The 18,602-nt window shown below is 49.5% G+C and carries 13 protein-coding genes and 1 tRNA gene; 8 read left to right on the plus strand and 6 right to left on the minus strand.

What is annotated here, in order from left to right; all coding sequences use genetic code 11:
* Positions 1-61: 61 nt before the first annotated feature.
* Together ACJJI6_RS00160 and ACJJI6_RS00165 are read right to left on the minus strand one after the other, a co-directional pair.
* Positions 62-790 (minus strand): SDR family oxidoreductase, encoded by a 729-nt coding sequence (locus ACJJI6_RS00160; RefSeq protein WP_444917847.1) that lies wholly within the window; start codon positions 788-790, stop codon positions 62-64.
* A gap of 38 nt (positions 791-828) precedes the next feature.
* On the minus strand, positions 829-1,929 hold the full coding sequence (locus ACJJI6_RS00165; protein ID WP_445361336.1) for an alkene reductase: 1,101 nt from the start codon (positions 1,927-1,929) through the stop codon (positions 829-831).
* A gap of 138 nt (positions 1,930-2,067) precedes the next feature.
* Between ACJJI6_RS00165 and ACJJI6_RS00170 the strand changes: the two genes are divergently transcribed.
* Positions 2,068-2,940 (plus strand): LysR family transcriptional regulator, encoded by an 873-nt coding sequence (locus ACJJI6_RS00170; RefSeq protein ID WP_475712141.1) that lies wholly within the window; start codon positions 2,068-2,070, stop codon positions 2,938-2,940.
* A gap of 366 nt (positions 2,941-3,306) precedes the next feature.
* Here the strand turns inward: ACJJI6_RS00170 and ACJJI6_RS00175 are convergent, their stop codons facing one another.
* On the minus strand, positions 3,307-4,209 hold the full coding sequence (locus tag ACJJI6_RS00175) for a LysR family transcriptional regulator (RefSeq protein WP_444893151.1): 903 nt from the start codon (positions 4,207-4,209) through the stop codon (positions 3,307-3,309).
* A 152-nt stretch (positions 4,210-4,361) separates the two neighbouring features.
* On the opposite strand from ACJJI6_RS00175, the gene ACJJI6_RS00180 reads away from it, so the two are divergent.
* The 4 genes from ACJJI6_RS00180 to ACJJI6_RS00195 all read left to right on the plus strand — a co-directional run bounded on the left by ACJJI6_RS00180 (position 4,362) and on the right by ACJJI6_RS00195 (position 7,799).
* Positions 4,362-5,339 carry a DUF1852 domain-containing protein gene (locus tag ACJJI6_RS00180; protein WP_475712142.1) on the plus strand — a complete coding sequence of 326 codons (978 nt, stop codon included), beginning with the start codon at positions 4,362-4,364 and terminating at the stop codon, positions 5,337-5,339.
* Positions 5,340-5,367: 28 nt separating this feature from the next.
* Positions 5,368-6,396: a methionine synthase gene (locus ACJJI6_RS00185; protein WP_444917844.1), complete on the plus strand. Its 1,029-nt coding sequence runs from the start codon at positions 5,368-5,370 to the stop codon at positions 6,394-6,396.
* A gap of 25 nt (positions 6,397-6,421) precedes the next feature.
* Positions 6,422-6,934 (plus strand): flavin reductase family protein, encoded by a 513-nt coding sequence (locus ACJJI6_RS00190; RefSeq protein WP_444925575.1) that lies wholly within the window; start codon positions 6,422-6,424, stop codon positions 6,932-6,934.
* A gap of 61 nt (positions 6,935-6,995) precedes the next feature.
* Positions 6,996-7,799: a sulfite exporter TauE/SafE family protein gene (locus tag ACJJI6_RS00195; protein WP_475712143.1), complete on the plus strand. Its 804-nt coding sequence runs from the start codon at positions 6,996-6,998 to the stop codon at positions 7,797-7,799.
* A 445-nt stretch (positions 7,800-8,244) separates the two neighbouring features.
* Here the strand turns inward: ACJJI6_RS00195 and ACJJI6_RS00200 are convergent.
* Positions 8,245-8,321: transfer RNA gene (locus ACJJI6_RS00200), tRNA-Arg, on the minus strand.
* A 365-nt stretch (positions 8,322-8,686) separates the two neighbouring features.
* Between ACJJI6_RS00200 and ftsH the strand changes: the two genes are divergently transcribed.
* From ftsH to ACJJI6_RS00215, 3 genes are all read left to right on the plus strand, one after another.
* The gene (gene ftsH, locus ACJJI6_RS00205; protein WP_475712144.1) at positions 8,687-10,660 is read left to right on the plus strand and encodes an ATP-dependent zinc metalloprotease FtsH; all 1,974 of its coding nucleotides are present in this window, start codon (positions 8,687-8,689) and stop codon (positions 10,658-10,660) included.
* Positions 10,661-11,248: 588 nt separating this feature from the next.
* Positions 11,249-13,546 (plus strand): TonB-dependent receptor, encoded by a 2,298-nt coding sequence (locus tag ACJJI6_RS00210; RefSeq protein WP_475712145.1) that lies wholly within the window; start codon positions 11,249-11,251, stop codon positions 13,544-13,546.
* A gap of 203 nt (positions 13,547-13,749) precedes the next feature.
* Positions 13,750-14,727: an NAD(P)H-quinone oxidoreductase gene (locus ACJJI6_RS00215; protein WP_475712146.1), complete on the plus strand. Its 978-nt coding sequence runs from the start codon at positions 13,750-13,752 to the stop codon at positions 14,725-14,727.
* A gap of 14 nt (positions 14,728-14,741) precedes the next feature.
* On the opposite strand, the gene ACJJI6_RS00220 is transcribed toward ACJJI6_RS00215, so the two are convergent.
* Together ACJJI6_RS00220 and xseA are read right to left on the minus strand one after the other, a co-directional pair.
* On the minus strand, positions 14,742-17,042 hold the full coding sequence (locus tag ACJJI6_RS00220; RefSeq protein ID WP_444907620.1) for a transporter substrate-binding domain-containing protein: 2,301 nt from the start codon (positions 17,040-17,042) through the stop codon (positions 14,742-14,744).
* A 73-nt stretch (positions 17,043-17,115) separates the two neighbouring features.
* Complete coding sequence (gene xseA / locus ACJJI6_RS00225; protein ID WP_444941084.1) at positions 17,116-18,468, minus strand: exodeoxyribonuclease VII large subunit; 1,353 nt, start codon at positions 18,466-18,468, stop codon at positions 17,116-17,118.
* Positions 18,469-18,602 lie beyond the last annotated feature (134 nt).

Here is an 18,602-nt window from a genome sequence, read left to right on the forward strand (position 1 = left end):
ACTGTATTGCATTAGGAGAGCCGAGTTTCCCTCGGCTCTTTTTTACTTGAAGAGTTCAGTGTCAGGTTGCCACGCTTGGCTTTACATTCCACTCAAAGGTCCAGCAGGATTTCTCCTGCTGAAGTACATGAAGGATTTGTCTGGATAAGGCCGCTTGATCGATAAAGTGCTCATTTCCCAGGTCTTCATTCCCAGGAAAATTACGACTTCGAGTATTATCAAGGATACCTTCAATTAATAAGTGAGATACATGTACTCCCTTTGCCCCAAGTTCTGCAGCCAGGGACTGGGACATCATTCGTAGAGCTCCCTTGGCAGCAGCGAAGGAAAAAACATGAGCAAAGCTATCTACCGAAGCTGAAGCGCCAATATTCATAATGGCTAAGGGTGGCTGTCCATCCAGCTTCCATATCGAGAGAACTTCTTGGGTGATATGGAAAGCGGTTTTAAAATTTAGGGTAATCGATCGGTCGAAGTCCTGCTCGCTGATATTGGTTACTGTATCTCCACCTGTCCAGGTTCCGGCATTATTTACCAGTGCAGAGATGCCACCGAATTTGCTGCGAATAGCTGCGACTGCTTCCTTTGTGGCTTTGGGGTTAGTGATATCAACTTGCAAAGCTAGCACTCTTGAGGGATCGTCAAATTGCTCGGAAACTTTCTGAAGGTCCTGTGAATTGCGGGCCAATAGGGCAACGGGGAAGCCTTGTCGGTAAGCCTCTGCAGCGATATCCACTCCCAGCCCACGACTTGCACCGGTAACTATAAGGGCATTTTTTTTCTGGAACATAGTAAAACTCCTAATGTGAATTTCTTTTTTCTTGCGGTTTATACTGGTGAGGAGGCTTCCGCAGTGAATGTGGGATAGTCGATATAGCCTTCAGGGCCATTGGTGTAGTAAGTGGATCTGTTCCCGGTGTTGATTGGCCAGCCATGGCGAAATCGCTCAACCAGATCCGGGTTGGCGATAAAGGGTTTTCCGAAAGAAACAGCATCAGAGCCATCATTGAGAATCATTTGCTTGGCTGAGGCGGCACTGTGACCGCCGTTTGAAATTAGAATGCCGTTATATATCTGACGTAGATTTGGGGTTTGGTAATCGATAGTTTGAATATCATGACCTGAGTCAGGACGAGGTTCGAGTAAGTGCAGATAGGCTAGGTCGAGAGGATTAAGTAGCTCTACTGCTCGCGCGTAGGTGTCCCGGTACTGGCTGTCTTTCACTTGCCAGATCTCATTGCTCGGAGATAGCCGAATACCGACCTTGCCACTTCCGATAGCATCGCAAACAGCGTCAGTAACTTCGCTAAGAAACCGTAGGCGTTTGTCGATAGATCCACCGTATTCATCAGTACGCAGATTGCTGCCATCTCGCGTGAATTGATCGATCAGGAAGCTGTTTGCGGCATGTAGTTCGATGCCGTCGAGCCCTGCAGCAATGGCGTTCTTTGCTGCCTGGGCAAATTCAGTAATTATTTTTCGAATTTCTGTTTTGCTGAGGGAACGTGCTTGCTTGAAAGGGCGGTCGCGCCCAATGGGGGTCGGAAGTGTGCCTTCAAGGGTAATCTGTGAGGCTGAAACCGGTTTGTTCCCGCCAAGAAAATCTGGGTGCACAGCGGCACCCATATGCCATAGCTGTACAAAGATAACTCCTTCATCTCTGTGGACTTCTTCACTGATTTGCTGCCAGCCTGCTATTTGTTCTCGAGTGTAGATACCGGGCCCGTTGATCCAGCCGCGTCCAGTTGGGGATGTTGCTGTAGCCTCAGCGATGATCAGCCCCGCACTCGCTCTCTGCCGATAATACTGAGCAGATATGGGTTGGGGGACGCCATTACTGTTGGCGCGGCTGCGGCTCAGTGGAGCCATGACTACTCGGTTTTTAAGGGTGTAATCACCCAAGGATAAAGGGGTAAACAGGTCGGGCATGGGAGTCTCCTCGCCGTGTTGTATTTGGTACAGCGCAGAGGTTATCCAGCTCAAGTCTGATAATAAATAATCGATTCTTAACAGCCTTTGTGCAAATATGCACAGAAATAAGAAAGAGTGGACGAGAGAAGAGGCAAAATGACTAATTGGGATGATATCCGCTACTTCCTTGCACTTGCGCGCAATGGCACGGTGTCTGCGGCTGCCAAGGTGTTAGATGTTAATCACGCTACGGTTTCCCGGCGTATTCAATCTCTGGAGCAGTCTCATGGTGTGCTTTTATTTCATCGCACGCCGAGGGGCTATGCCCTTACAGAGGCGGCAGAGGCAATTTTGCCGATAGCCGAGAAATTGGAGGTTCAAAACTTAATGCTGGAAGAGCGGATCAGTGGGGCGGATAGCCGCATGGCAGGTCCCCTTGTTCTTACGTTACCCCATGATTTACTCAACCAGTTACTGCTAGAGGATCTGTGCCAGTTCCAGGCTGATCATCCAGACATATCCCTGAGGGTTTTGGCTTCCAGTAGCTTGAAGGACCTGGCAAATATCGAGGCAGACGTCGCTCTAAGATTTACGCCTGAGCCACCTGACCTTCTTACTGGTATTCAGTTTGCCCAGCTGGAAATGGGAGTTTACGCTCATCGTTCACTGGTCATCAGCAATGAAGTTAAAGCAGTACTTTGGTCGGCGGAAGAGCAGTTGCCAAGGTGGTGTGATGATCTTCCCAAGTGCAGTGCGGGATTAAGAGTGGATGACCTGCATGCCATGTTTCTGGCGGTAAAGAATGGATTTGGGGTGGCTCGAATGCCCTGCTGGTTTGTCAATGCGATAGGGCACCCTTCGGTGATTCAGCTTCCCCTACGTCAAACTCCCTCCTCTTGGGCTTTGTGGTTATTAAGTCGCACTGACTCACGGCATATGGTGAGAGCAAATAAGTTAAAAGAATTCCTGCGGGAAAGATTGGAAGAAAAGCGAGCTTTATTTGAAAACCCCTTTCCAGTTCAATCTTAAACCGTTTTGAACTGGCTCCATTCGGGCTTGGATAGGGCTCCAGAAAAATAGAAGAGACTATTTCCTGTGATATAAGGCCTTCTTATGTGGATTGCCCGGGAAAGTTCGAACCTCCAATTGCCTGGCCCGTTGCCAGCAAATTGAAATTTATTGTTTATTAAATTTCAGTGGCGTAACTCGCTGTATTTGTCACTACCTGGGCGTGCCGTTTAGCAGTGAAAAACGCAAATGGATTACTTAGGGTTGGCAAGTTTTTCTGTGCGGGCGTGTTTGCGGGTAGTGGAAAGGTCCGTACTTCGTAAATATTTTTCACTCTATGGTGACTGTTCAAACTGCTACCTGAGTAAACGGTAAATCTCACCAGCATTAGGCTTTAGTTTCTGAGTGCTCATAACCTCTGGCCAGTTTGATAAAAGCGCTCAGGTATTCAACTTCGCTATCGTCTTCACGAGTTCCTAAGAAAATCTGTTTGGCAATACCTTGTCGCCCGAGGCGCACCACCGATAGTGCCAGCTTGGTGGAGTACTCCTCTGCAAGCCAGCGAGGCAGGGCTGCGACCCCGCGGCCGCTGGCCACCATCTGTAGCATGATATCGGTAGTTTCACTGGTCTTGTGGCGCAGTGGCACCACGCCCGCAGGGTTGAGAAACTGGGTATAGATATCCAGGCGGTCCGGCGGCACGGGGTAAGTTAACAACACCTGATCCCGTAGGTCTTCTGCTGTCAGGTACTTTCGCTTTGCCATCGGGTGATCTCGAGGGACTACCAGCACCTGCTCGTAATCAAATACGGGATCGAAGCGCAGTCCGGCTTTATAGAAAGGGTCAGGGGTAACTAGCAGGTCGATCTCGTAACCCAGTAAAGCGCCGAGACCTCCAAACTGAAATTTCTGCTTAACATCCACATCCACGTCCGGCCAATCTTCCAGAAATGGCGACACTACTTTCAGTAACCACTGATAGCAGGGGTGGCATTCCATACCGATACGCAGGGTACCGCGCTCACCTTGAGCCATTTGCTTTAGCTTGCTCTCAGCATGTTCCAGTTGTGGCAGGACACGGTTGGCCAATCCAAGCAGATACTCACCGGTCTGGGTCAAGCGCAAGCTGCGGCCCTCACGCAACCAGATAGGGGCCCCGAGGTTCTGTTCCAACTTGCGCACAGTATGGCTCAGCGCCGACTGGGTTAGGCAGAGGTGCTTGGCCGCTGCGGTTAGCGAACCGTGATGGTCTACGGCCTGGATTATTGTTAAGTGCGTGCGCTCTAGCATAGCTGTAACCGAGCAATCCATGAATAAATTTAATGGATAGTTGAAAATATACCATTTTTGTTCATTTATAAAGAAGCTTATCCTGCCTGGCAATGTCAATCACCAAGCAAAGAACTCAGTTTTTGCCTTAGGAATCAGGATACCAGGCCGCAATGAATAAAGAGTTTGCATTCAGCATCAAGAACTTACGCTTTGATGAAAACTATCGTCCAGCGGATAGCACGCGGATCACCACCAATTTTGCGAACTTGGCGAGAGGGGAGAGCCGTCGGGATAACTTGCTCAACACCTTGAGAATGATTGATCGTCGTTTCAATGCCTTGGCGCATTGGGACAACCCTAGTGCAGATCGTTACTCTGTAGAGCTGGATATTATTTCCGTTGATATTGATATTGAAGGCAACGGAGAAGCCTTTCCTACCATTGAAGTATTGAAGACGAATATTGTTGATCGTAAAAACAATCAACGGATTGAGGGCATAGTAGGAAACAACTTTTCTTCATATGTGCGGGATTATGATTTCAGCGTGTTGTTGTTGGAGCATAACGAGAAGCAAGACAAGTTTAGCCTTCCTGAAGGTTATGGCGATCTTCACGGGAAAATTTTTCAATCGTTCCTGAATTCAAGTGCCTACAAGGATAACTTCAGCAAGCCCCCTGTTATTTGTCTGAGTGTATCGAGCAGTAAGACTTATCATCGAACTGAAAATCAGCACCCCGTACTCGGTGTTGAGTATCGGCAGGACGAATACTCTTTAACTGACGAGTATTTTGAGAAAATGGGTTTGCAGGTTCGCTATTTTATGCCGCCGGATAGTGTTGCCCCTTTGGCTTTTTACTTTCAAGGTGATTTGCTTGGTGATTATACGAATCTTGAGCTTATCGGCACTATCAGCACGATGGAGACCTTCCAAAAGATATATCGGCCTGAAATATACAATGCAAATTCTGTAGCGGGGACCTGCTATCAGCCCAGTTTGAAGCACCAAGATTATTCACTCACTAAAATTGTTTATGACCGGGAAGAGCGTAGCCAGCTGGCTATAAAGCAAGGAAAATTTACTGAAGAACAATTTATCAAGCCATACAGAAGCATCCTTGATCAGTGGGCCGCTAATTACGCGCTTTAATTAACAAATACAGATAAGATTATTTTTCATGAATCGCCTATTGCCAACTTCAAGCGCTGGAAGCTTGCCTAAACCATCCTGGCTCGCAGAGTCCGAAAAACTTTGGTCTCCCTGGAAATTACAGGGGGATCAATTACAAGAAGGTAAACAGGATGCCTTGCGCCTGACATTACAAGAGCAACAACAAGCCGGTATCGATATCGTTAGTGACGGGGAACAGACCCGCCAACATTTTGTGACTACATTTATTGAGCACCTCAACGGCGTTGACTTCGAGAAGCGGGAAACCGTTAAAATCCGCAATCGCTATGAAGCGAGCGTGCCGTCAGTTGTTGGCGAAGTATCTAGGCAACAACCAGTATTTGTTCAAGATGCCAGGTTTTTGCGCAAGCAAACCAGTCAAGCTATTAAGTGGGCATTACCTGGCCCCATGACAATGATTGATACTCTCTACGATAGCCACTACAAAAGCCGCGAAAAGCTCGCCTGGGAATTTGCCAAAATTCTCAATCAGGAAGCGCGTGAGTTAGAGGCTGCGGGTGTTGATATTATTCAATTTGATGAGCCTGCATTTAATGTTTTTTTTGATGAGGTGAATGACTGGGGGATTGCCACTTTAGAAAAAGCCATCGAGGGGCTGAAATGCCAAACTGCCGTACATATTTGCTATGGCTACGGTATCAAAGCCAATACAGACTGGAAGAAAACTCTGGGGTCAGAATGGAGACAATATGAAGAAGCGTTTCCAAAACTGCAAAAATCCAATATCGATCTAATTTCCCTCGAATGCCACAACTCCCATGTTCCAATGGATCTCCTTGAGCTTATTCGTGGTAAAAAAGTGATGGTGGGCGCTATTGATGTGGCAAGCAACACGATTGAAACACCGGAGGAAGTCGCCGATACCTTGCGAAAAACACTCAAGTATGTGGATGCTAAGGATCTCTATCCCTGTACGAACTGTGGTATGGCGCCTCTATCCCGTCAAGTTGCGAACCGTAAGCTCAATGCGTTAAGTGCAGGTGCAGAAATTGTTCGAAGAGAGCTCTCGGTTTAGCTGTCTACAATATTTAGGTGCTCCCATGTCACTTTCCAGTACAGCCATAGAACCGTTGCGCTTTCGCGAGGCACTGGGGCATTACGCTTCCGGTATTACCGTGATCGCATCGCGCCGTGAGGGTGAGCCGATAGGCTTTACCTGCCAGTCGTTTTATAGCGTATCGACGAGCCCGCCACTAGTGTCATTCAGTGTTATGTCGAGTTCGTACAGCTACCCCAAAATTCGCCAGGCAGGCCGATTTTCGGTCAATATCCTGTCGGATGATCAGGTTACGATTTCCAACCAGTTTGCTCGTCAAGGCGCGGACAAATGGAGTGAAGTCGAATGGCAGGAATCGCCGCTGGGGAATCCCATTATCGCCGGCAGCCTGCATTGGCTTGACTGTGAAATTCATGCTGAACACGCCGCCGGAGATCACCTGATTGTGATTGGTGAGGTGAAGGCGTTAAACCTACAAAAAGCTGCTGCAAGGCAGCCACTTCTGTATTTTAAAGGCCAATATCGCAACCTTACTGCGGTGTCCCCAGCCGGGTAATACATGTGAGCAGCGGGTTGCGGACTTGCAACCCCATCGCCTGCTTCCAGAAGAAACCCGCATGAATCAATTCGAGGAATTTATGGAATTTCTACTCTACCTGCTGCTAGGGGCTGTGGCTGGGGTGCTGGCTGGTCTGTTTGGTGTCGGTGGTGGCATCATCATCGTACCTGTGCTTGTATTCAGTTTTACTGCCCAGGGTGTCGATCCGCTTGTGCTGACCCACCTGGCTGTGGGTACTTCGCTAGCGACTATAGTCTTTACTTCGATTAACTCGGTTTTGGAGCATCAACGCAAAGGCGCGGTGCTATGGCCGACTTTTGCCTGGATGAGTCTGGGTATTCTTCTCGGTGCAAGTCTCGGCTCGTTCACAGCGGCAGCTATCCAGGGGCCGGTACTGCAAAAGATTATTGGTGTATTTGCTATTACCATTGCCATTCAAATGGGACTGGAGCTTAAGCCCAAGGCCAGCCGCGCTGTTCCCGGTAAGCTGGGGCTGACAGCGGCCGGCGGGGTAACAGGCTGGGCTTCTGCCATCTTTGGCATCGGTGGCGGCACACTGACGGTACCCTTTCTAACCTGGCGCAGCGTGCCGATGCAGCAAGCAGTGGCAACTTCCTCAGCCTGTGGTTTGCCGATTGCTGCTGTCGGCGCTCTTAGTTTTATGGTTATTGGTTGGCAGCAACCTGAACTGCCGCAGTGGAGTTTTGGTTTTATCTACCTGCCAGCCATGGTCGGTATCGCCATCACCAGCATGTTCTTCGCCCGTTTTGGGGCGCGACTGGCCCACAAGTTATCTCCGCGATTGCTTAAGCGTTTGTTTGCCCTGCTGTTGCTCTGCGTGGGTGGAAGTTTTCTTCTCTGAGGCATCAATGAATTGCAGTCTATCGATTGCTATCTTGGCGTAGGTGCAGCTGCAAAAGTGGAAGGGGGCTTCAATCCTTTTCCAAGTGCGATCGGGCCCAAGTGAAGAGTATTAACTCCTAACTTTCTTTTGTGTGTCGAAATCTCTGGTCGAGCACAGGACCCTAGTGAGATGAAAATGGATTAACGTATCTGGAGGTTGCACAGTTGGTGCAATTGCTCCCGCTGACTGATGTGCGTATATCTATCCGCTGTATGGAACGAATGAAGAGATTGCTTCTAACCCTGTTGGGTCATTCAAGCTGTTTGTGATTGCTTAAAGTGAATAGGAGTTGCTGGGGGGGGGCGAGGCCGCGAAGAATTAATTGTGCAAAGAGCAGTTCGGCACTAGCTGTTCTATAACAAAAAAGGGCTTACGTCGTGAGACATAAGCCCTTTTCTTTGTATGGCGCGCTCGGGAGGATTCGAACCTCCGACCGCCTGGTTCGTAGCCAGGTACTCTATCCAGCTGAGCTACGAGCGCGTCGTTATGGGTGCGAACTATAGAGAGTTGATTCGTTGCCGTCAACCTCTTTTTGGAAAAAATCCTTAAAAATCCGCAACTTATCGAGTTTCTGGGCCCCTCTGGGAGCGGTCGACCAGTCTCGACAGGGCGCGAATTCTGCCGTGCCTCTCCTCAATTTGCAAGCCTTACTTTGAAAAATATGCCTTGGGTACCGATTGCGCCAGTGATCCAGGGGCGGGGCATTAAATTCCTCGGTGTGATTGGCGGCGAACTATACTCATTACTCTACCGGGATTCCGATGATTCGCACCTTTTCCATTGCCCATTGCCAGGTCCGGCCTATCTTCCGGCGGCAGGCTTCTCCAGAGATATAGTGAGAATATATGGCGGACGAGCAGGACCAAGAGCGAAAGCTGCCGCAGGGGGAGTCTCCTTCACCGCCATCGGGAAAGCCGGTTCCGCAAGGGCCGCTGAATTGGCTTCAGTATTTCCTGTGGATTTTCCTTTTAATACTGACTGTACAGTACTGCACTAACGGACAGCTTTCTGGCAAGCGGACTGAGTTAGCTTACAGTGACTTCAAGAAAGAGGTCGCCGAAGGCAAAGTTGCCAGCGTGGTTATCGAGGGGGATAGAGTAAGCGGCACTTTTAAGCCGGAGGCGGGCAAGCTGTCGGAGTCAAACACTGGCGAGAAAGAAAAAAAGGCTCCACAGCCTGAGCACTTCACAACCATTCTACCTTCCGTTCAAGACCCCGAACTGCTGCCCCTGCTGGAAAAGGAGAAAGTGGAAATCCTGGCAGAGTCTCCGGGAGGGGGCTTTATGCAGCGGATGTTGATTCTGCTTCTGCCCTGGATACTGATTATTGGGCTCCTGGTTTGGATGGGGCGGCGAATGCAGGAAAAGATGGCCAGTGGGGCTCCCGGCAGTCCCTTCGGTTTTGCTCGATCACCAGCAAAGCGGTTTGAGCGCAGTGAGTCCCAAGTGACTTTCGATGATGTGGCCGGGTTGGCAAATGCGAAGAAGGACCTGCAAGAAGTGGCGGGGTACCTCAAGAACCCGGAGCACTATCGCAAGCTCGGAGCGAAGATCCCCCGGGGCATTTTGCTAATGGGGCCTCCCGGTACGGGCAAAACCCTGATGGCGAAAGCGCTGGCCGGTGAGAGTGAAGCGCCATTTTTCAGTATTAGTGGCTCTGAATTTATTGAGATGTTTGTAGGAGTGGGTGCTTCCCGTGTGCGGGATATGTTTGCCGAAGCCAAGAAAGATGCTCCTTCAATTATCTTTATCGATGAGATTGACTCCGTCGGCCGGGCGCGGGGGACGGGTGTTGGTGGCGGACACGATGAGCGGGAGCAGACGCTCAATCAGATCCTTGGGGAAATGGATGGCTTTGACCCCCAGGAAGCGGTGGTGGTGGTGGCGGCAACCAACAGGCCCGACGTTCTCGATGCGGCGCTGCTAAGACCGGGGCGCTTTGACCGAAAAATTACTCTGGACCTTCCAGACAAGGCCGCACGCAAGGAAATTCTTGAGATTCATTCCCGCGATGTCCCATTGCACGGCAAGGTGGATCTGGAGCGGCTCGCGGCCCTGACCGCAGGTTTTGCCGGCGCGGATCTGGAAAACCTGATTAATGAGGCTGCACTGTTGGCGGGGCGAGAAGATAAGTCCGCAGTGGATATGGATTGTTTGTTGAGGGCGAGGGATAAAGTGGTTCTCGGTGGCGAGCGCGAAATGGTTATCAGTGAGGAGGACAAGCGGATTATCGCCTATCACGAAGCGGGACACGCGTTGGTAGCAACGCTATTGCCCAATGCAGATCCTTTGGAGAAGGCAACTATTATCCCCAGGGGGCACAGTCTCGGCGCTACCGAGCAGATTCCCACGGAAGAACATCACAGTATGCAGGTCAGTTATCTCCGCGATCGTATCGGCGTAATGCTTGGGGGGAGGGTTGCTGAGCGGGTGGTGTTCAAGGAGGTGAGCACTGGTGCTGAGGCAGATTTAAAGCAGGCGACGCGACTGGCCCGTCACATGGTGACGCATTGGGGGATGAGTGAAAAATTAGGCCCCGTTGCTTTCCGCCGGGGAGAGGAGCATATATTCCTGGGGCGCGAGATGGCCCAGCAGAAGGACTTCAGCGAACACACCTCAGAGATTATTGATGACGAAATTATTGCTTTGATCAGCGGTATTGAGATGAAAGTAGATCAGTTGCTGACAAAAAATCGCAAGAAATTAGATGCATTGGCTGGGGCTCTTTTGGAAAAAGAAACCCTCGATGCAGCGGAAATAAATGAAATACTTTCCCATGTGGCTGCGGGTGGTGATGACACATCTATTGCGCCGAAATAGCTCCTGGCTTTAATGGAAATTTATTTTTCAGGTAGACCCGCTGGTCAAATTTAATGTATTTAAATGTACCAGGTTAATTGAGTTTATTAGTTTTGAATTGCCGTATACCTGAAATATCGAAGGGCACTTTCAGGCTAATCTAAAAGAGCTGAGAGCGCATCAATTTAAAATAGACAAAAAGTTTTGTGTTTTTGGGGTGGTTTAGATACATATTGTCATTGGCTTTTTTGAAAATAATCAATTTTCTAAGTAAAAGGGCAACTTAAGGTATCGCCCTTAAACAGTGCATAATTTTATTTTTTCCATTCCCGTTAATTTTTTTCTTCAAGTTGAAAGAACTTTCCAGACTAATTGAGTTATTTTTACAGACATTTACGTTAAATAGACTTCCACACACGGTTGCGAGCCTGTAACCTGTCCATGTCACAGATTCACAACGAAATCTGTGCATCTTTATCAGCGCGGTCTTGAATCGGAGTTTCACTTAGTCGGAGCCTCTTTATAGAGGTAGAGCGGTGGGGCCAGGCAGTACCGATTGCGATAAGTCCGTTGTTGTACATAAAAAAAATAAAACAATGGAGAGAAAACATGGGAAGTCCGTCAAAACCCAAGCAGCACTCTGCTCTGCTTTCCGCCTGTTCCGTAGCAACTCTTTGGTTAGCCAGTGGTATTAGCCCCAGTTATGCCGCAGAGGGAGCAGTCGGCACCCTTATGGAAGAAGTGCAGGTAACAGCCCGTAAGCGTGCAGACGCAGAATTACTTCAGAATGTTCCGGTAGCGGCTACCGCTTATTCCGGTGACCAGCTGGAGGCTCTGCAAACTAAGGATTTACAAAGCCTTTCTTTCAAAATGCCCAATGTCCAGCTGGAGGATGTGGGTACTGTAAAAAATACGGCAAATTTCACTGTTCGAGGTCTTGGAGTGAATAGCTCTATTCCATCAATTGATCCCACTGTTGGGGTCTTTGTCGATGGTATGTACCTCGGTGTGAATGCGGGTGTTGTTACCGATGTGTTTGATCTGGAGGGTATCGAAGTTCTCCGTGGTCCCCAGGGCCTATTATTTGGCCGTAATGTTACCGGTGGTGCTGTCGTTGTTAAAACAGCGCGCCCAACCGATGAGTTCTCTGCTCGCTTCAAGGTGTCCACAACGGACAATCTGGATGTGGTGACTGCGGGTTCAATCAATGGTGCCATCTCTGACGATGTTAACGGCCGTCTGACCGTTTATTACAACGATGACCGTGGCTGGTTCGAAAATGTTGCCACCGGCAATGATAATGCCGGTGCCTCTGACAGCTGGTTTATTCGCCCAAGCTTTAGTGTTCAACTCAATGAAACGGCAGAACTGCTTGTGCGGATGGAGCACGGGCGCATGGACTCCGATGGAGTGGTTGCGCAAAACCGTGGCAATGAACCTTATGTAGTTGATACTGGAAACGGTTTTATTGCCTATCCCAGCGCGACCCAGATTGCTGAGGCTTACGGTATTCCTGATTGGGACAATAGTGAGGACTCTTTTGAGGTAGCCCAGGACGAAGAGGGTTATCAAAAAGATGAGTGGACCCAGATCATTACTGAGTTTAATAAAGATGTTGAATTCGGTGATGGTACCATCACAAATATCCTGGCTTGGCGTGAATATGAGGCGCGGGGCTTGGGGGATATTGACTCCCTGCCTTTTGTCGGTTTCCATGCAGACTCTAGTGTGGATCAGAGCCAGTTGAGTAACGAGCTGCGCTATGCCGGCCGTTTCGGTCGCACGGCCATCACTGCCGGCGCTTATTGGTTCTCTCAGGATGTAACCTACCTGGAAAATCGTTTATTAGCCGATGGTTATGGTGGCATTATCGATTGGACCGGTGGTGGTGTGCAGGATCACAGTACTTATGGATTCTTTACCCAGGCTGATATCGATTTGGACGAGGCTTGGGTGCTAACACTTGGTGGACGCTACTCGAGTGAGGAGAAAGACGCGAAGATTGCCTCTATTCCCCTGAATCTCTGCACACTGGACGGCTGTGCTGCCTATGACTTTAAAGATAGCGAAAGCTGGAATGCCTTTACTCCCAAGATTGGTTTACAGTGGACTGTCTCAGATGAGACGCAGCTCTACACATTCTGGACCAAGGGTTTCCGCAGTGGAGGGTATAACTTCCGCAACGCAGGCATAGATCCGACCACAGGAATGCCCTACACCCCGCAGGTAACGGACCAGGAAGAGCAAAGCAGCTTTGAAATTGGGGCCAAGGTAGATTGGCTTGATGGCCGCCTGCGCACCAATATGGCTGTATTCCACAACACTATTTATGATATGCAGCGGGAGGAGAACCTCGCCGATGCAGTGACTGGTGTGGCCCAGATTATCCGCAATACCGCTGATGCCACTATTCGCGGTGCGGAATTGGAGGCAATGGCGGCACTGAGTGATAACCTGCTATTTACCTTCAATGTGGGTTATGTGGATGGCGACTACGATAAGGTGCTGGGTGACCTGAATGGTGATGGTGTTGTGGATGATGAAGACCTGGGCCTAGAAATTCCTCGCCTGGCGCCCTGGACTTATGGTGTTGGGTTGGTGCATGACCTGTCCCTGGGCTCCCTCGGAACCCTGACTTCCCGCATCAACTTTAATCATCGCGATGAAGCGCCATATACGGATGATAACAAGGGTATGCTGTCTGAAGTAGAAATGCTCGACTTCAGTATTGGATTTACCCCTGATAGTGGTCAATACACAGTTTCTTTGTTCGGCAAAAATATGCTTGATGAAGTGAATGAGGCCAATGATACCCAGCTACCAGTAAAACTAGGCGGTATCGGTGCCAGCTTTACCCCACTGAATAAAGGTCGCGTTATGGGGGTTGAGTTTCTTTACGAACTGTAACTACAGCTAAAAATTGCTAGCTTAAAGGGTATATTTTTAAGTTAACAAACTTCGAAACGGCCAGTTCCTTTTCACAATTAAAATTTGTGATGGGGCTGGCCGTTTTTTATTGGGTTGCGTGTTGAATAAAAGCTGCTTGATGATTTTTGATACTCTTGTTTTGTTAGCGTGGCAATAAAAGTGAACCTATAAAGGGGAAAAATATGCGGTTTATTGATCTGCCTACATTTGGTGGGCCTGAAGTCATGCAATTGCAGGAGATGGATAAGCCTGCTCCCGGCGCAGACGAAGTCCTTATCCGTGTAGCCGCAGCTGGGGTTAATCGCCCTGATCTTGTGCAGCGCCAAGGGCATTATCCGGCACCTCCCGGAGCATCGCTGGTATTGGGATTGGAAGTGGCTGGTGAGGTTGTTGAAGTCGGGGAAAAAGTTGTGCGCTGGCAGGTGGGGGATACAGTTTGTGCCCTGACCAATGGTGGAGGTTACGCAGAGTTTGCAGTAGCTCCAGAGGGGCAATGCCTCCCGGTCCCCGCAGGCCTTAGTCTTATTGAGGCAGCTGCATTGCCGGAAACTTTTTTCACCGTATGGACTAATGTATTTGACCGCGCCGGTTTAAAACCGGGCGAGGTGATTTTAATCCATGGTGGTTCCTCTGGCATTGGTACCACGGCGATTCAGTTGGCCCATCAATTAGGAGCCAGGGTTTTCACTACTGCGGGAACAGAAGATAAATGCGCAGCCTGTGTGGCTTTGGGAGCGGAGAAGGCGGTCAACTATCGGGATGAGGATTTTGTCTCCGTTGTGCGCGAGATGACAGATGATCACGGAGCTGATGTTATCTTGGATATGGTGGGCGGTAGCTATATCAATAGCAATATTCGTGTGGCCGCTAACGACGGCAGAATAGTGAATATTGCCTACCTGGCAGGCGCTAAAGTAGACGTAAATATGATGCCGGTGATGTTGAAACGGCTTACATTGACCGGCTCAACATTGAGGGCTCGCTCGCCAGAAGTGAAAGCCGGTATTGCGAAATCGCTGGAACAGAAGGTTTGGCCGCTAATTGAAGCGGGTAAAGTGCGGCCGCAACTAGCCGCTGAGTTTCCTCTGCATCAGGCGGTTGAGGCCCATAAATTACTGGAGTCCGGTACTATCACCGGGAAAATCGTTTTAACCTTGTAAGGACTTGTGGCTGCCTAGGGCGAGGAGTAAGTGGGCATCCGCTGAATAACGCCCTCAGGCACATCCCCGGGTTCACAATAGATTTTGCCGGGCAGGCGCTGTAGAGGTGGGCGGACTGTCACATCATCGCTCATCATTTCCACATAGGCTTTGTATAGATTGCTGATATTGCGCACATACTGCACGGGCTCGGAGCCTCTCACATAGCCGTATCTAGCCCGTTTAAAGTACTGGGGCTGGGCCAGTTTCAGCATGGCGACTTCCACATTGTCGAACCACACATTGGGATCCAGTCCCAGTTCTTTAGCCAGCCGCTGGGCATCGAGTAAGTGGCCGTATCCTGCATTGTAGGAAGCGAGAGTAAACCAGAGTTTATTTACGGTTGGCAAAGCGGGATTAAAGCGATCGCGCACCCAATCCATATATTTTACCCCCGCTTTAATACCTCTTTCAGGTTCGAACAGCGGCGGAGGAAATCCCATTTCCTCGGCTGTGGCAGGCATTACCTGCATCAATCCCTGCGCGCCAACTGGAGATACGGCTTTAGGGTTGAAATTGCTTTCCTGCCACATCTGCGCGACGATCATGCGCCAATCAAAATCGTATTTAAAGGCGGATTCCTTCACCAACTCATCGTAAGGAGAGAGGTTTTCTCCCGGTATTACCCGGGAACTTACTCGCTGGGTAAATCGTTTGTTCGGCTCAAAATAAGCCTGGTATTGTTTTTGGTATTGGCTCGTTTTTCTGTAATTTTTCAAAAACTTATTCAAGTTCTGTAACAGGTGCCAATTTTGTCTTAATACCATCCAGCCCTGTGGACGTGGGTCACCGATAAGAGTTCCGAGTACCAGTTGTGGCTGAACGGATGCCTCAATCTTGGCTCGACCGGAGTGGGATATAGTCGCATCTACCAGTCCGTCGGCGATTAATGAGAAGATTTGTGACTGGGAAATATCTGGCGGCGCCACACGAATATCGACATCAATACCTGCTTCTTTCAGTGTTTCAGCGGTTTCAATAAATGATGAATAGGCGCGTAGAGTTAATTTACGGCCATTAAGATCCTGAATCTGGGTAATAGGGGGGCTGCCTTTACCACTGACGATTTGGTCTGTGGATTCGACATAGGGCTTGGTGAATACCATGCCCTGGTCTTCACGGGCACTGGTAATATTGAGTTCAGCCCCGGCAAAGTCACCGCGACCCGCCCTCAACCAATCGGCAAGGTCTTCTTCGTAGGGGACAACAATAACCTGGAGTTGGAGTTTGTGCTTATTGGCAAAAGCCTGGGCAAGATCGTAGTCAAATCCCATTAATACCCCTTTCCATAAGAAATAGGTTGTCGGCCCATTGTAAGTGAGTAGCCTGATTACCCCCGATTTTTTAATACCCTTCCAATCGGTAATACGTTCTTCCTGGGACTTAACCAGGTTGCGGGTCAAAAAATTATCGAGAGTGGTATGTAGGCGTTTGGAGTCTTTGCGTACACCCCAGGCAATATTTTGCACTTCAGATACATCTGCACCAATCCGCATGTCATCGCGGTAATTGCGCAAATCCTGGGCTGAAAAATCCTCCAAAATAGCAACCCGGTTCTTCTGGCCATTGATGATATCCAGCAGGGTATCTCGATTACCATTAATATCAATTTCTCGAATAGTTAGGTTTGAGTTTGGATTTTCGGCAACAAGTTGCTCTGCAGTTTCTTTAATAGAGGAGCCGGCGGGGATAATAAATTCCAGGTCCTTTAATTTGCTCGCATCTGAAATATCTGGACCCTCAGGACCAGTGACGAGTACTAACCGCGAATGGCGAAGAGGAACCGTGAAGTCAATAATTTCTTCACGGGCGTCAGTGACAGTCAGGTTATAGGCGATTACATCTGCCTGGCCATCGATCAGCATTTGCACCGCATCATCGGGCGTTTCAGCTTTTATCCACTTGGGTTCCAGCTTTAACTGTTTGGCCAGTTTGTTGGCAAGTTCGAAGTGACGGAGACTCACCACATCGTCACGAGGTAGCAGGTCCTCGGAAGCGCCGGTTAAATTAACGAACCGAATTGTGCCGTGTTTTCTTATGTCCCTAAGGTCACCGGTTTCGATGTAGTTGACTTGCTGTTCTTTAGCGGGGGTTACTTCAGGCAGTTGCCCTGATCGCTTGTCGGCATCCTGCGCTTCGGCAGCTGACATGGTGACTGATTCGGCTACTCCAGAATCACGCTCTGGTTCCGTGCAGGCTGCAAGGGCAAGCAGTAGTACTGAAAGTAGTATCAAGGTCCACTGGTTGAGGTGGATAGCAGTAGATTCACTATCCATATATTGCTCCGAAGGCACTCTACCTCAACCATTATAGTGTCGCTTGATTTGCGCTCTTTAATTGTTAAAGAAATCAGTTTTCGATGGTATTAACTTTTGCAGTGAAGTTCCCTTTGGCCAGCTTAATATGGACTTGCTGGTCGGTATCCAGTTCTGAACTATCACGAATTGCGCGATTTTCTGAATCCAGAACAATGGCATAGCCTCGCTGCAATACTGCCAGAGGACTGATGTTTTGTAGTAATTGGGCCCCGTGGGAAAGTTTGTCGCTGCCGCGCTGTAATATCAGTTGTATCGCACGCTCTAGGTTTCCCTTGAGTTGGATTAACTGCTTTCGACTGTTGTCGAGTCGGCGTGTCGGTAGGTTGTGGGCAAAAGCTCTGGAGGCGGAATCCAATTGGGATTTGCGACTTTGGATTTGTTGTTGGCAAGCTGCTACCAGGCGCATCTCCAAATGATCCAGGCGCTGGGCTTGGTTGAGGAGCTGCTCCTTGGGATGGCGCAAACGGTTGCGTCGCAATTGAACCTGTTGAGATAAATGTTTTAGCTGGTTGTCCATGGCGCGGTGCAATCTGCGCTGGACCTGGTCAAGCCGCTGTAAAATTTCTGCAGCATTGGCGCTGGCTATTTCCGCCGCGGCAGAGGGGGTGGGTGCGCGCAGGTCTGCGGCTAAATCTGCAATAGTCGTATCGGTTTCGTGGCCGACTGCAGAAATAGTGGGAATAGGGCTTGCGGCCAGTGCGCGGGCGACAATTTCTTCATTAAAAGACCACAGGTCTTCCAGGGAACCTCCGCCGCGACCGACAATTAATAAATCGTGGCGACCACTGCGGCCCGCTTTTTCAATCGCTGCTGCGATTTGCTGAGCGGCATCCTGACCTTGAACGGCTACGGGCCAGATTTCAATTTGTGCAGAAGGGTGTCTCCTGCCCAATACGTGAATCATATCCCGTATTGCCGCGCCTGTCGGCGAAGTGACAATGCCGATATTGGTTGGCAAAAACGGAAGAGAGCGTTTTCTGCTTGTTTCGAACAGGCCCTCAGCATTCAGTTTTGCTTTGAGCTGTTCCAGCTGGCGCATCAGGGCGCCAAAGCCGGCCTCCTCCATATGCTCAACGATTAACTGAAATTCTCCGCGCCCTTCGTACAGGCTCACCCTGGCCCTGATTAAAACCTCGCGACCATTTTGCGGCCGAAAGGCGACACTGCGATTGCGACCGCGAAACATGGCGCAGCGCACCTGGGCCCGCGCATCTTTAAGGCTAAAATACCAGTGCCCGGAGCTGGGTATGGAAAAATTGGAAATCTCCCCACTGATCCATAGAAGGGGCACACTGCTTTCCAGAAGATGTTTAACTTCCCGATTCAGGTCACTTACCGACAGCACGCTGCGCTTGGCATTTTGACTAGGGGGAATTGTCTGCATCGGTGAATCTCGTCGGGCGTATTGGGCGGAGCAATATTGCAGTATCGCCCTTATAGGTAAAGAGCTTTACCGTACAAATCCGTTTTTCTGCAAATTGATGTTTGCGCTTTGGGCGCGTAGAGGTATAATCGCGC

Source organism: Microbulbifer maximicatervae (SeqCode), assembly GCF_056232625.1.